Source organism: Porphyrobacter sp. CACIAM 03H1, from assembly GCF_002215495.1.
Classification (GTDB): Bacteria; Pseudomonadota; Alphaproteobacteria; order Sphingomonadales; family Sphingomonadaceae; genus Erythrobacter.
Genome location: NZ_CP021378.1, coordinates 37655 through 51848 on the forward strand (window position 1 = coordinate 37655; position 14194 = coordinate 51848).

General features: G+C 67.8%; 15 protein-coding genes. 12 read left to right on the forward strand and 3 right to left on the reverse strand.

Annotated elements, in window-relative coordinates; all coding sequences use genetic code 11:
• Positions 1-8 precede the first annotated feature (8 nt).
• The 3 genes from CBR61_RS00190 to CBR61_RS00200 are packed head-to-tail and all read left to right on the forward strand — an operon-like array spanning position 9 to position 1742.
• Positions 9-356: an arsenate reductase gene (locus tag CBR61_RS00190; protein ID WP_088912543.1), complete on the forward strand. Its 348-nt coding sequence runs from the start codon at positions 9-11 to the stop codon at positions 354-356.
• Positions 335-1372, forward strand: coding sequence for a glycerophosphodiester phosphodiesterase family protein (locus tag CBR61_RS00195; protein ID WP_088912544.1), 1038 nt, complete (start codon positions 335-337; stop codon positions 1370-1372). The genes CBR61_RS00190 and CBR61_RS00195 overlap by 22 nt, the downstream gene beginning before the upstream one ends.
• Positions 1362-1742 (forward strand): hypothetical protein, encoded by a 381-nt coding sequence (locus CBR61_RS00200; RefSeq protein WP_088912545.1) that lies wholly within the window; start codon positions 1362-1364, stop codon positions 1740-1742. Before CBR61_RS00195 ends, CBR61_RS00200 begins: the two co-directional genes overlap by 11 nt.
• On the opposite strand, the gene ubiG is transcribed toward CBR61_RS00200, so the two are convergent.
• A complete protein-coding gene (gene ubiG, locus CBR61_RS00205) occupies positions 1723-2460 on the reverse strand; it encodes a bifunctional 2-polyprenyl-6-hydroxyphenol methylase/3-demethylubiquinol 3-O-methyltransferase UbiG (protein ID WP_088912546.1) in 738 nt (245 codons plus the stop codon). The genes CBR61_RS00200 and ubiG overlap by 20 nt on opposite strands.
• A 51-nt stretch (positions 2461-2511) precedes the next feature.
• Here ubiG and CBR61_RS00210 point away from each other — a divergent pair, with 51 nt between their 5' ends.
• The 8 genes from CBR61_RS00210 to CBR61_RS00245 all read left to right on the forward strand — a co-directional run bounded on the left by CBR61_RS00210 (position 2512) and on the right by CBR61_RS00245 (position 9853).
• Positions 2512-3783 (forward strand): aspartate kinase, encoded by a 1272-nt coding sequence (locus CBR61_RS00210; protein ID WP_088912547.1) that lies wholly within the window; start codon positions 2512-2514, stop codon positions 3781-3783.
• 103 nt (positions 3784-3886) lie between these two features.
• Positions 3887-4576, forward strand: a complete 690-nt coding sequence (locus CBR61_RS00215) for a helix-turn-helix domain-containing protein (protein ID WP_088912548.1) — start codon at positions 3887-3889, stop codon at positions 4574-4576.
• A gap of 337 nt (positions 4577-4913) precedes the next feature.
• Positions 4914-5762 (forward strand): GGDEF domain-containing protein, encoded by an 849-nt coding sequence (locus CBR61_RS00220; protein ID WP_157696448.1) that lies wholly within the window; start codon positions 4914-4916, stop codon positions 5760-5762.
• Positions 5763-5804: 42 nt separating this feature from the next.
• Entirely contained in the window at positions 5805-6989 is a 1185-nt protein-coding gene (gene purT / locus CBR61_RS00225; protein WP_088912550.1) for a formate-dependent phosphoribosylglycinamide formyltransferase, read from the forward strand.
• A gap of 11 nt (positions 6990-7000) precedes the next feature.
• Entirely contained in the window at positions 7001-8014 is a 1014-nt protein-coding gene (locus tag CBR61_RS00230) for an NAD(P)H-dependent flavin oxidoreductase (protein ID WP_088912551.1), read from the forward strand.
• Position 8015: 1 nt separating this feature from the next.
• A complete protein-coding gene (gene purU / locus CBR61_RS00235; RefSeq protein WP_088912552.1) occupies positions 8016-8882 on the forward strand; it encodes a formyltetrahydrofolate deformylase in 867 nt (288 codons plus the stop codon).
• Positions 8883-8949: 67 nt separating this feature from the next.
• Entirely contained in the window at positions 8950-9375 is a 426-nt protein-coding gene (locus CBR61_RS00240; RefSeq protein WP_088912553.1) for a hypothetical protein, read from the forward strand.
• Between the two features lie 76 nt (positions 9376-9451).
• Positions 9452-9853: a VOC family protein gene (locus CBR61_RS00245; RefSeq protein WP_088912554.1), complete on the forward strand. Its 402-nt coding sequence runs from the start codon at positions 9452-9454 to the stop codon at positions 9851-9853.
• Here CBR61_RS00245 and CBR61_RS00250 read toward each other — a convergent pair.
• Both CBR61_RS00250 and CBR61_RS00255 read right to left on the reverse strand, forming a co-directional pair.
• A complete protein-coding gene (locus tag CBR61_RS00250) occupies positions 9850-10956 on the reverse strand; it encodes a WD40/YVTN/BNR-like repeat-containing protein (RefSeq protein ID WP_088912555.1) in 1107 nt (368 codons plus the stop codon). The genes CBR61_RS00245 and CBR61_RS00250 overlap by 4 nt on opposite strands.
• Positions 10957-10981: 25 nt before the next feature.
• Entirely contained in the window at positions 10982-13156 is a 2175-nt protein-coding gene (locus CBR61_RS00255) for a PQQ-dependent dehydrogenase, methanol/ethanol family (RefSeq protein WP_088912556.1), read from the reverse strand.
• Positions 13157-13304: 148 nt separating this feature from the next.
• On the opposite strand from CBR61_RS00255, the gene CBR61_RS00260 reads away from it, so the two are divergent.
• Positions 13305-14183 carry a dienelactone hydrolase family protein gene (locus CBR61_RS00260; protein WP_088912557.1) on the forward strand — a complete coding sequence of 293 codons (879 nt, stop codon included), beginning with the start codon at positions 13305-13307 and terminating at the stop codon, positions 14181-14183.
• Positions 14184-14194: the final 11 nt, after the last annotated feature.

Genomic DNA, 14194 nt, shown 5'->3' on the forward strand with positions numbered 1-14194 from the left:
GAGAAGCGATGATCCACCTCTACGGCATCCCCAATTGCGACACGGTCAAGAAGGCCCGCACTTGGCTCGACGCGCAGGGCAAGGCCTACGCCTTCCACGATTACAAGAAGGAGGGCGCCGATCCGGCGAAGCTCGCCGCGTGGATTGCGGCCGCGGGGCTCGATGCGGTGGTGAACCGCAAGGGCACGACCTTCCGTGGGCTTTCCGAGGAGGACAAGGCGAAGGCCGCTGACAGTCACACGGCTGTCGCTTTGCTCGTCCAGCACCCGAGCGTCATCAAGCGGCCCATTGCTGAGCATGCGGGCGGCGTGCTGGTGGGGTTCAAGGAGGAAGAATGGTCCGCAGCCTTGCTCTGATCGCGGCGCTGGCCCTCGCCTTGCCCGACCCTGCCATCGCCGCTGATCGCCCGATCGTCATCGCCCATCGCGGCGCAAGCGGCGAGCGGCCCGAGCACACGCTGGTCGCCTACGAACGCGCGATCGATCAGGGCGCGGACTTCATCGAACCCGATCTCGTCGTGACCAAGGACCTCGTCCTCGTCGCGCGCCACGAGAACGAGCTGTCGAGCACCACCGATGTGGCCTCGCGCCGCGAGTTCGAGGACCGGCGACGCACCAAGACCATCGAGGGGCAGACACTGAGCGGCTGGTTCGCGGAGGACTTCACCCTCGCCGAATTGCGCACTCTGCGGGTGAAGGAGCGGGCGGCAGGAATCCGCCCCGCCAATGCCCGTTTCGACGGTTTCTACCAGATCCCCACCTTCGAGGAAGTCGTGAAACTCGCCCGCGCCAAGGGGGCCGAGACCGGGCGGGTCATCGGCCTCTATCCCGAACTCAAGCACCCCACCGTGCTGCTCGAGCAGGAGGGCATCGACAGCGTCGATCTGCTGGTGCGCGATCTCAGGCGCTTCGGGCTCGACAAGGCGGATGCCCCGGTTTTCGTGCAGGTGTTCGAGGTGCGCCCGCTCCAGCGCCTGAACAAGCTGGTCGACACGAGGCTGATCCTGTTGATCGGCCCGCAAGGCGGGCCCTATGACGAGCAGGGCCTGCGCTGGGCCGACATGATGACACCCACGGGGCTGGCGGAGGTGGCAACCTATGCCGACGGCATCGGGCCGTTCCTCGGCCATGTCGTCACGCCAGAGGGCACGACCACCACGCTTGTCGCCGATGCCCACAAGGCGGGGCTGAAGGTCCACCCCTGGACCCTGCGCAAGGAGAACGGCTTCCTTCCCGAAGCGCTGCGCAGCCCCGGCGGGCCGGCGGCGGAGGGCGACTGGCGCAGCCTGTTCCGCGCCGCCATCGCCAGCGGGGCGGACGGGTTCTTCACCGACAACGTGAAGGAGCTGGTGGGGCTGCTCGATGGGCGGTGAGGCCGGCTTCGCGCCGCGGGCGATCCGGCTCGGCGCGCGGGTCGTGCTGTGGCTTCACGCCGCGCTGTGGGCAGCCTTCGCGGTGGGGATGATCGTGCTGGCCGTCACGGATCAGGGCTCGCGCGAGAACGCGACCTTCCTTCAGGTCACGGCCGCCTCTGTGGTTGTGGCGCTGGGAAGCCTCGGTGCGGCCCTGCAGCGCCGGTGGGGTGCAGCGCTGGCGCTTGTCGGCGGGCTGGGCTTCATGCTCGCGTGGGTCGCCGGGAACAGCGGCCACGGCTACCGTCTGCCTGTCGCCGCGCTGCTCGGCCTGTTCGCGCTGGCTGCCTTGGCCGAGCGGCGCGAGAGGATCAGCCCGCCCGCGCGCTGAGGATGTAGTTGAGTGCCATGTCGTCCGAGAGGTGCAGCCCCTTGCCCGGCCGCCACGCGATGCCGCGCCTTGCCGTCACCGTGAGTCCGACCTCGGCAAGCAGCGCCTCGAGTTCCTCGGGCGTGATGAAATCGTCCCAGTGGTGCGTGCCCTTGGGCACATAGCCCACCGCCTCCGCCGCGCCGACCAGCAGCACCCTGCTGGCCGCGGTGCGGTTGGGGGTGGACATGACCAGCAGCCCGCCCGGTGCCAGCCGCGCCGCCACGTTCTTGAGGAACGCCGCCTTGTCGGCGACATGCTCGATCACCTCGACGCAGGTGACGAGATCGAAAGTGCCGATGTCGAGCCCTGCGACCTCGCCCGCCATGTAGCGGATGTCGAGCCCCATTCCTTCGGCATGGGCCGCTGCCACCGAAACATTCTCCGCCGACGCGTCCACACCGGTGACGGCGGCACCGAGCCGCGCGAGAGGCTCGCACAGCAGCCCCGCCCCACAGCCGATATCGAGCGCCGACTTGCCCGCCAGCGGCCGCGCCTCGCGCGCGGCACCCGGCCAATGCGCGTCGATCGCCTCACGGAGGAAGGCGAGGCGCACCGGGTTGACCTGATGGAGCGAGGCCATCGGCCCCTTGGGATTCCACCAGTCGCGCGCCAGCTTTGCGAAAAAATCCGCCTCTTCGGGGCGAATGGTAACATTCGAGATGTTTGCGTTTCCCATGAAGCCCTCCTAACAGCGCGCGCGGACACTCACCAGCGGGAGCAGGACCCCTTGGCACGGATCGTGATGAAATTCGGCGGCACCTCGATGGCCGGGACGGAGCGCATCCGCCGCGTCGCCAACATCGTGCGCGCGCAGGCCGCGCGCGGCGATCAGGTCGCGGTGGTCGTCAGCGCGATGGCGGGCGAGACCGACCGGCTGGTCAACTTCTGCCGCGAGGCCAACCCGCTTTACGACCCTGCGGAATATGACGTCGTGGTGGCGAGTGGCGAGCAGGTCACCAGCGGGCTGCTGGCGCTCACGCTGCAGGCGCTGGGCTGCAAGTCGCGCAGTTGGCTCGGCTGGCAATTGCCGATCCACACCATCGAGGCCCATGCCAAGGCGCGGGTCGAATCGATCGATGCAGACGCGCTGATCGCCTCGATGGAAGCGGGCGAGATCGCTGTGATCCCGGGCTTTCAGGGCCTTTCTGCTGATAACCGCGTCACCACGCTCGGGCGCGGCGGCTCGGACACCTCGGCGGTGGCGGTGGCCGCCGCGATCAAGGCGGACCGCTGCGACATCTACACCGACGTCGACGGCGTCTACACCACCGACCCGCGCATCGTCGCCAAGGCGAAGAAGCAGAAGGCGGTGACCTACGAGGAAATGCTCGAACTCGCCAGCGTCGGGGCCAAGGTGCTCCAGACCCGCTCGGTCGGCCTTGCCATGAAGGAAAAGGTGCGCGTGCAGGTGCTTTCGAGCTTCATCGGCGAGGGCGCGCCGCCCGCCGACGACCTGCCGGGGACGATGATCGTCTCCGAAGAGGAAATGGACGAATTGGTGGAGAAGGGTGAGATGGAACGCCAGCTTGTGACCGGGATCGCGCATGACAAGAACGAGGCCAAGGTGATCCTCACCCGCGTGCCCGACCGGCCCGGCGCGGTGGCCAACATCTTCGAGCCGCTCGCCGCGGCCTCCATCAATGTCGACATGATCATCCAGAACGTCGGGCGCGACAAGGGCGAGACGGACGTCACCTTCACCGTCCCGCAATCGGACCTCGCCCGCGCGCAGGCGCTGCTCGAGGATCGCCGCGACGCGATCGGGTTCAACCGCATCATCACCGACAGCAAGATCGCCAAGATCTCTGTCGTTGGCGTTGGCATGAAGAGCCACGCAGGCGTTGCCTCCTCGATGTTTCGTGCGCTCTCGGACCGCGGCATCAACATCCAGGCGATCTCGACCAGCGAGATCAAGATCAGCGTGATGATCGACGAGGACGAGACCGAACTCGCGGTGCGCGTGCTGCACACGGCCTACGGCCTCGACGCGGTTAGCTGATCGGTAGGCCGGTCTATCTCAGTTAACCAATTCAGGTGACATCGCCTTAACCTTTAGGGCCAGAGTGTGCGCGCGCCCAGTTACGGGCGCGGAGTCGCACAGCATGGCCATAAAGGCACACCTCGATCACCAACCCAGCCCGGACGAAGGCGGGCGAAGCGCCCCCCGGCGGGCGCTGCGGCTCGAAACCAGCGGCTTCGTCATGGGCGCGGGCGAAGCGAACGTCACGATCCACAACATCTCCTCGACAGGGCTGCTGCTCGAAAGCGGCCTCGACCTTGCCGTGGGCGAACAACTTGCGCTCAACCTGCCTGAGGCGGGCGGGGTCATCGCGACCGTGGTGTGGCAATCCGAGCGGCTCTACGGCTGCGCCTTCGCTGAGGCGATTGGCCCCGCGGCGCTGGCCGCCGCGCAGTTGCAGGGCTTCGCTCCGGGCGTGCCGACCCGCACGCTGAGCCCTGCGCCAGCCGCATCCGCACAGCCCTTCGCGAGCGGCGATGCGCTCGGCACCCGGCTCAACCGATTGCGGCGCGAGGCAGGCCTGACCCTTGCCGATGTCGCCGCCGCGCTCGGGGTCAGCAAGCCCACGGTCTGGGCCTGGGAGAAGGGTAAGGCCCGCCCTCTGCCCGAACGGCTCGACGCGATCGCCGCCGCGCTGGGAGTCGATCCCGCCCAACTGTCGCTCGGCCCCGCTTCGCGCGAGATCGACGCGGTGATCGAGGAGTGCCGCCATCGCATCGCCGAAGCTTGCGGCACCTCGCCGGCGGGTGTCCGGATCATGATAGAACTTTGATCCGCAGTGGTTCCCGCGCTTAGAAACCCCTACTTACTGCGCCCAATACGTATTGGAGGGACTGATCCGTTGGGAAAATATGGTAAACGGAACTCGGAGGCGATTCGTTTTTTAGTCAAGTAACTTCACAGAACTAACAATTGAATGCTTTGCATCCGGGAAACCAGGGGTAGTTTTCTTCTATTCGCGTTTCGTTAGTTACCAAGTAATTCTGACTAGGAGCGAGTTGGCGAATCTTTCGTTGGACCGCTGGGGCACTGTCGGCATGAAAATCGGGCTGAGTGACGTCGAAGGGCATGTACTGCACGGACTGTTGGAGGAGACCTCCGGCGATATCGTGATCAGGCTGGACCGACAGGGGTTCATCATCCACGCGTCCGCCAACATATCAGAGTTGGGCATCGATTGCTCCGCCGCGCTCCTGCTTCCCCACATTACCGACCTTGCGGAGCGCGACCATGCCCCCTTCCTTGGCGAACATGTTGCCGCCACCCTGGCCGGGCGCGGACAGACAGGGTGGATCGAGTTCCCGGTGATCGCCTGCCCCGAGCACGACACCTGCCGCGAGACGGGATGCCAGCGCTGGTACGCGCTCAGTCTCAAGCCGATGCTGGACGAGGCAGGGACGCCCGACGGGGCGCTGTGCCTGATGCGCTCGATCCAGCAGCTGCGCAGCCTGGAAGGCGAGCTTCACGCCCGCGCGATCACCGATCCGCTCACCGGCCTTGCCAACCGCCAGGCCTTCTGTGCCAGTCTGCGGCGCCATCTCGCCCACGGCGGCGGGCAGATGATCGCGGTCTTCGCGGTCGACGGGATGCGCGCGCTGCTGATGCGCTACGGCCAGCGCACCGCCGACGAGGTGGTGTGGGGCTTTGCCAAGTTTCTCGAAACGATGGCCCTGCCGGGGCACGAGCTTGCCCAGCTCGATGGAGAGCGGTTCGCGGTGCTGCTTCCGGAGATGACCTCGCGCGGGGCGCGCGAATGGGCCGAGGACGTGGTCGCGACCTTCGCGGGCCTCGCCGCCCCGGCCTCGGCCAAGGCGCCGCAGCTGACCGCGAGCGCGGGTCTGGCGCGGGTCGAATGTACCGTCGACTGGACGCTGCGCGAAGCCGAACTTGGGCTGGTGCTGGCGCGAGCGGGCGGCGGGCGGCAGGTGGCTGTGGCCGGGCACCGCCGGGCAGCGTAATCCCGATTGGACTCGCGGTGCGGCGCAGGTAAACCCGCCTCGATGAGCCACATTGCCACCATCCTGCTGCTCGGTTCGGGCGAGCTGGGCCGCGAATTCGTCATGTCCGCCAAGCGCCTCGGGGCGCGGGTGATCGCCTGCGATTCCTATGATGATGCCCCCGCGATGCAGGTGGCAGACGGCCGCGAGGTGTTCTCCATGCTCGACGGCGCGGCGCTGAGGGCGGCGGCGGAGAAGCACAGCCCCGACCTGATCGTCCCCGAGATCGAGGCGATCCGCACCGAGATACTCGCCGATCTGGAAGCCGAGGGCTTCACCATCGTCCCCTCGGCCCGCGCCGCGCAGCTGACCATGAACCGCGATGCGATCCGCGATCTGGCGGCGGGCGAATTGGGGCTGGTGACGTCGCAATACGACTATGCGGAAAGCTACGCCGAGGCGCAGGCCATCGCAGAACGCATCGGCTATCCGCTGGTAATGAAGCCGGTGATGTCCTCCTCGGGCAAGGGCCAGAGCAAGGTCGACACGCCCGAGGCGCTGGAAGCCGCGTGGCAATATGCGGTCGCCAACATGCGCGGCGACCGGGCCAGGGTGATTTGCGAGCAGTTCATCGCCTTCGACTACGAGATCACGCTGCTGACCGTGCGCCATGCAGGCGGCATCGCCTTCTGCCCTCCGATCGGCCACCGGCAGGAGCGCGGAGACTACCGCGAGAGCTGGCAACCCGCCGCCATGAGCCCTGCCGCGCTTGCAAAGGCGCAGGACATGGCCGCCAAGGTCGTCATGGCGCTGCAAGGCGATGGCCGCGGCTGGGGGCTCTACGGGGTGGAGTTCTTCGTTCGGGGCGAGGAGGTGATCTTCTCCGAGCTTTCCCCCCGCCCGCACGATACCGGCATGGTGACGCTCGCCTCGCAGGACCTGACCGAGTTCGACCTCCACGCCCGCGCGATCCTCGGGTTGCCGGTGCCGGAGAGCATCGCCGCGCGCCCTGCGGCCTCCGCCGTGATCCTTGCCGACCGTGACAGCGACGCCTTCGCTTTCGAGGGGCTGACCGACGCGCTCGCGCTGGGCGACACCGACGTGCGGATCTTCGGCAAGCCCGTTACCCGCCCTTACCGCCGCATGGGCGTGGCGCTGGCCCGCGCGGCCGACGCCCCCGCAGCGGTCGAGCTTGCCAAGCAGGCGGCGAGCGCGATGCAGATTGTCTATTCGCCGCCGGGCGACTAAGCGCGCCCTCCATGGAAACCTATCCCAAGACCGCCGCGCTCATGCAGCGCGGCACCGACTTCCTCGGCTGCGAGACCGCGATCCTGTGCGGCGCGATGAGCTGGGTGTCGGAGCGCAACCTCGTCGCCGCGATCAGCAACGCGGGCGGCTTCGGCGTGATCGCCTGCGGGGCGATGACCCCCGAGCTGCTCGACACCGAGATCGCCGCGACCAAGGCGCTCACCGACCGCCCCTTCGGCGTCAACCTCATCACCATGCACCCGGCGCTGTTCGATCTCATCGCAGTGTGCCGCAAGCATGGCGTGACCCACGTGGTGCTCGCGGGCGGCATCCCGCCCAAGGGCTCTGTCGAGGCGATCAAGGCCGATGACAGCGGCATCAAGGTGATCTGCTTCGCGCCCACCCTCGCCCTCGCCAAGAAGCTGCTGCGCTCCGGGGCGGACGCGCTGGTGATCGAGGGGATGGAAGCGGGCGGCCATATCGGCCCGGTCTCCACCAGCGTGCTGGCGCAGGAAATCCTGCCCGAACTCGCGGCCGAGCACCTGATCTTCGTCGCCGGCGGCATCGGCCGGGGCGAGGCGATTGCCTCCTACCTCGAGATGGGCGCGGCCGGGGTCCAGCTCGGCACGCGCTTCGCCTGCGCGACCGAGAGCATCGCCCATCCCGATTTCAAGAAGGCCTTCTTCCGCGCCTCGGCCCGCGAGGCGGTGGCTTCGGTGCAGGTCGACCCGCGCCTGCCGGTGATCCCGGTGCGCGCGCTCAAGAACAAGGGCACCGAGGAATTCACCGCCAAGCAGCGCGAAGTCGCGGCCCTGCTCGACGAAGGCGGGATCGACATGGCCGAGGCCCAGCTCCAGATCGAGCACTTCTGGGCCGGTGCCCTGCGCCGCGCCGTGATCGAGGGCGATGTCGAGAACGGCTCGGTCATGGCCGGGCAGTCGGTCGGCATGGTCACCAGGGAAGAACCCGCTGCCGACATCATCGCCGAGCTGATGGCACAGTGCGAGGCGGCGCTCGCCCGATAAGATGGCCGAGCCCCTCGTCCTCACCCTCGCCTGTTCCGACCGGCCCGGCATCACCGCGCGGGTCACCGGCTTCCTTTTCGAGCGGGGCGCGAACATCCTCGACGCGCAGCAATTCAACGACCGTGCGGAAAGCGGCGGGACCGACCGCTTCTTCATGCGCGTGGTCTTCGATCCCGACGGTTCGACCGCAGACGGGCTGCGCAACGATTTCGCCGCACTGGCGGACGAATTCGGGATGGAATGGAAGATGGCGCGCGAGGATCGCCCGCGCCGCACCATCATCATGGTCAGCAAGTTCGACCACTGCCTCGTCGACCTGATTTACCGCTGGCGCACGGGCGAGCTGGCCATCGATCCGGTGGCGATCGTCTCCAACCATCCCCGCGAAGCCGCAATCCGGGTGGATATCGGGGACATCCCCTTCCACCACATTCCCGTCACGCCCGAGACCAAGCCCTCCGCCGAGGCAAGCTTGCGCGCTCTGGCGGAGGAGACCGGTGCCGAGCTGGTGGTGCTGGCGCGCTACATGCAGGTCTTTTCGGACGAACTTTCTGCGCATTTCGCCGGGCGCGCGATTAACATCCACCATTCCTTCCTCCCCGGCTTCAAGGGCGCGCGGCCCTATCACCAGGCCCACGCGCGCGGGGTGAAGATCATCGGCGCGACGGCGCACTTCGTGACGGCCGATCTCGACGAAGGCCCGATCATCCACCAGGATGTCGAGCGCATCACCCATGCCGACAGCCCGGAGGATCTGGTGCGCAAGGGCCGCGACATCGAACGCCGCGTGCTCGCCGAGGCGGTGCGGCTGTTCGCGGCCGAGCGCGTGCTGATGAATGGCGGGCGCACGGTGGTGTTCCGCGGCTAGGCCGGAAGAAGCCGCTTTCACACTATGTTAAATGGTTAATGGCATTGCCGGGGCAAGGAGATCGTTCATGCCCGCACTGTCATGGGAAATTCTGCGCCTGATCGCGCTGGTGGTGGTTTTCTTGCCGGTGCTGGTCGTCAACCTGCGCACCGGGACGCTGCCGAACTGGGGCTCCCTCGCGGTGCTGGTGGCGGGAGTCGTGATCGGCCTGTTCCGGCCCGATCCGCTCGATCTTCCGTGGCTGTTCTGGATCGGCGGTCTGGTGACATGGCTCGCCCTGTTCGCCGCGATGCGGGCACCGGCGGGGCTGGTCAAGATCGGCATCGCCTTCCTGCCGTGGTTCGAAGGCCCGGGCGAATATCTCGCCTTCATCGTCATCGCGATGCTGATCGTCGGAATGGCGGGGGCGACGATGCGCTTCAAGACCGTGCCTTTCGCGCCTGGCCTGATGATCTCCGGCCTCGGCCTCTTCGCGGTCACCGCCGCGATGTGAGGCATCACCGGGCGGGCTGTGCGCCCGCTCATTTCGCGGATTGCGGTGCCGGGCGCGGCGGGGCATTCTGGCCTGCATGATCGTCCAGCGCCTCGACCATGTGAACATCATCACCGACCGGCTTGGCGAGACCGCGCGCTTCTATGCCGAACTGCTCGATCTCGAGGAGCGCGATGGCCCGCCGCCGCTGACGCCCGAGAACGCGCGGTGGATGTATGACGCGGGCGGGCAGGCGATCCTGCACCTCAACGCGGTGGGTTGCCCGCGCACCTTCGAGCGCGCCGTGACGCCCGGCGCCGAAACCGGCGCGATCCATCATGTCGCACTGCGCTGCGGGGAATTCGAGGAAGTGAAGGCACGGCTCGATGCCCGCGGGGCGGATTACCGGGTCAACGACATCCCCGCGATCGGCCTGAGGCAGATCTTCACCGCCGATCCCAACAACGTGCTGCTCGAGCTGAACTTCTTCGCTAGCTAGCGCGGGAGATCGGTCGCCTGCACCTCGGTGCCTATGGCGTAGAGCCTGACCCCTGCCCCTGTCGGTACGGCCTGGAACTTGTTCGCCGCCCGCGCAATGGGCACGCGCTCCCACGTCTGGCCGCCGTCCTTCGTCGCGAAGCCGCCAGCGGCAGTGCCGACGAAGCCAACGTCCTTCGAGACGAAGCCGATGCCGAACTGGCGCGCGGTCTTGTCCTGCGCCATTTCTATCTCGCGCCAGGTCTTGCCTCTGTCGTCGCTGCGGATGACGAGCTGGGTGGCGCGTTCGGGATCGTAGGACTGTACGGTAGCGTAGCCGGTGGCGCCGCCTTCGGGAAAGCTGGCCTTCCAGATCAGCTCGAAGGGGCGGCCCGAGCGGTAGACCTCCTTCCACGTTTTGCCGCCATCCTCAGTGCGCAGCACCAGCCCCTCGGCCTGCGCCGGATCGGGATGGGTGGCGGCAAAGACGAGGCCGGTCATTTCGTCGAAGAACTTGATGTCGAGGATCATTCCTGCGTGCGGCGTCATGTCGATCACGCTCCACGTCTCGCCCCCGTCGACCGAGCGCAGGATGCCGGTCGGCCCGCCGACCCTGCCGGCGGCATGGATCACCGTGCGCGGTTGCAACTCGCCCTGATAGATGCGGCGGGTATGCAGGATGTCGATCGCACAGACGCCCTTGATGGTCGCCGCGCCGGTATCGACCGCCTCCCATGTCCGCCCGCCGTCGCGGGTGCGATAGAGCGGGGTCGTGTCGGTGACGCCGGGGTAGTAATCGGTGCCGATGTTGCCGATGAAGCCGTTCATCCGGTCGACGAAGCCGACCGCGCGCACGAACGTGCCGGGGCGGCTGGCGACCTTCTCCCACGTCGCGCCGCCGTCCCTGGTGGCGAAGAGATCGCCCGCGCCGGTGCCGTACCAGCCGTGGTCCGCATCGACGAAGCTGACCGAGTCCCGTTTGCCGCGATAGGCTTCGGTCGTGAATGTGCGCCATTCGCCCGCCTGAGCAGGCGCGGCGGCGGATGCGGGCGCGGGGGCCTGCTCGGCGGCAAGCGGCGCGGTGATGGCCAGCGCGGCGAGCGCGGCGGCGATACGTGTTGTCATGGCGTGCGCCCCCTGTGGCCGGGCGCTATCGGCGGGCGATTTTCTTCCCCGCCTCCAGCGCCTTGTCTTCGTTGGCGCGCTTGATGACATAGGCGCGGATCGCCTCGATCTCGTCTTTCGACAAAGAGCCCTTGAAGCTCGCCATACCGTTGTCCTTGAGCGCGCCGCCCTCGACCACCGCGTTCCACGCCTGCGCGCTTTCGAGTGATCCGGCGCGGCGCAGGTCCGGGAGCACGGTCGAGCCGACCGCGCCCGGCGCGTGGCAGACGGCGCAGTAGCGGCCGTACTTGGCCTGCCCGACGGCGATGACCTCCGGCGCGGCGGTGCTTGGCGGCGGGTCGAGGGGCAGGTCGGCGAGCGCGGGCTCGGGCGGCAGCTTGGCGGTGCCGCCGAGCTTGAAGACGAGCAGGCGCGAGATGTTCCGCACCGGCGCCTTGCGCGCGATGATGTCGCCATCGACCGACAGGGCATAGGCCCCGCCCCAGCCGGCCAGCACGGCGACATATTGTTCCCCGTTCACGGTGTAGGTGACGGGCGGCGCGACCACGCCGGTCTGGGCGGCGAAGCTCCACAGCTTCTTGCCGGTGCCAGCATCATAGGCGTTGAATTCGCTCCCTGTGGTGCCCTGGAAGACGAGGCCGCCGCCGGTCGCCAGCAGCCCCCCGTTCCACGGCCCCGGGTGCTCGACCGTCCAGCGCGCCTTCTGCGCCACCGGGTCCCATGCCACCAGCATCCCCCGCAGCGTGCCCGCGACCTGCTTGCGGAAGCCCCCGTCGGGCGGCAGGTCGCCCGCGCCGAGGTTGAACCCGGCATTGAAGCCGCGTGCGCGATCGGGCTTCCAGTTGGCCTCGGGGGCATACATCATCCCCGCCTCGAAGGCCGGGATGTAGACGAGGTTCTCGGTCGGGCTGTAGGCCATCGGGTGCCAGTTGTGGCCGCCCAGCGCGCCGGGGGTGACAAGCGCAGGCTTGCCGGTCTTGTCGACACGTGTTTCCGGGTTCTCGATCGGTCGGCCCGTCTTGGGGTCGATGCCGGTCGCCCAGTTGACCGTCACATAGGGTTTGGCGCTGATGAACTGCCCCGTCTCGCGGTCGATCACGTAGAAGAAGCCGTTCTTGGGGGCCTGCATCAGCACCTTCCGGGGCTTCCCGTCGATCTCCATGTCGGCGAGCATGATGTGCTGGGTGGCGGTGAAGTCCCAGGTCTCACCGGGCGTGGTCTGGTAGTGCCAGACATACTCGCCCGTCGAAGGGCGGATCGCGACGATGCTGGAGAGGTAGAGGTTGTCCCCCTCCCCTGTCCCGTCCTTGCCGGGCGAGCGGTAGGCGCGATTCCACGGACTGCCGTTGCCGACCCCGATATAGAGCAGGTCGAGATCGGGATCGTAGGCCATCGAATCCCACACCGTCCCCCCGCCGCCGATCGCGTCATTGGCGCCGAGGACGTCCATGTTCCATGTGGCCGCCGCCTTCTTGAGATGCGCCGGCGCGTCCTCGCCCGGCCCGCCTTCGGGGACGGTGTAGAACTTCCAGAGCTGCTCCCCGTCCTCGGCATCATAGGCCGCGACAAAGCCGCGCACCCCGAACTCCGCGCCCCCGTTGCCGATGATCACCTTGCCGTCGATCACCCGCGGCGCGCCGGTGATGGTGTAGCTCTTGGACTGGTCGACGGTGACCGTCTCCCACGCCACCTTGCCGCTCTCGCGGTCGAGCGCGATCAGGCGGCCATCGAGGGTGCCGAAGAACAGCTTGTCGCCCCAGGCCGCAAGCCCGCGGTTCACGACATCGCAGCACGCCTTGACCGCGGTCTCGCCGGGAACCTGCGGGTCATACTCCCACAGCTTCTCGCCCGTGGTCGCATCGAAGGCCTTTACCTTGCTCCAGGCCGTGGTGAGATAGAGCCTCCCGTCGATGACGAGCGGCGTCGCCTCCTGCCCGCGGCCGGTGTCCATGTCGGCATACCAGGCCAGGCCTAGCTGGCCGACATTCTCCCGGTTGATACCCTCCAGCGGGGAATAGCGCTGTTCGGAATAGGTGCGCCCGTGGCTGATCCAGTTGGCGGCATCGCCGTCGGCCGACACCAGCATCGCGGCGGTGATCCCCTCGCCGCTCCCGTCTTCACCGAAAATCTGGCTGCAATTGGCCAGCGTGCCTGCTGACAGCAACAGCGCAGCCCCCAGCGCCCATCGCTTGAATTCCATCGATCCCGCTCTCCCCTGAGGCCTTGCACCGGCCTCTTTTGTCGCATGTTGCCGCGCACAGAACGGCTTGTCCATTCCCGCTTGTGGATCGCGCCCGCCCGGGCCAGAACCGGCAGCGCGGCGAGGGATGCGCGAGAGGAGTATTTCGATGTGCGATGAAAGCAAGCTGGCCGAATGGGCGCGGGCGACTGTCAGCCGCCGCCAGTTCGGCGCGCTCACCGGCGCGGCGGCGCTGGCCGCCTGCGCGAGCGGTGAAAGCGAGAGCCTGGCCCAGCCCCTCCCCGGCCTCAAGGAGCGCGGTGTCAATTTCGAGACCGCCGATGGCCGGATGGACGGCTTTCTCGTCCAGCCCGAAAGCGGCACCCATCCCGCGGTGATCCTGTGGCCGGACATTGCCGGCATCCGCGAGGCCAAGCGCAACATCGCCCGCAAGCTGGCGGGCGCCGGTTACGCGGTGCTGGTGGTGAACCCCTATTACCGCGACGTCACCGGCGAACAGTTCGCCGATTTCGCCGCCTTCATTGCGCAAGGCGGCTTCCAGAAGGTCGGTCCGTGGCGCGGCAAGCTCAATGCCGAGACGATCATGCGCGACGCCAAGGCGATCACCGACTGGCTCGACCGGCAGGAGGGCGTCGATCAGGCGCGCGGGATCGGGACGCAGGGCTATTGCATGGGCGGACCCTTCACTGTCTGGAGCGCGGCCGCCGTGCCTTCGCGCATCAAGGCGGCGGCGAGCTTCCACGGTGGCGGGCTGGTGCGCGCCGATGCCCCGATGAGCCCGCACAAGGTCCTCGGCGAAGTCGATGCCGCACTGCTGATCGCTGTGGCGCAGGACGATGACGCCAAGGACCCCGCCGACAAGACCACCTTTGCCGAGGCCGCCAAGGCCGCCGATGTCGACGCGATCGTCACCGTTTATCCCGGCAATCACGGCTGGATGGTGTCCGACAGCCCCGCCTACGACGCCACCGCCGCCGCGCGCGGCGAGGCGGACCTCAAGGCGCTCTACGCGAGGGCACTGGCCTAATTCCCGCCCCG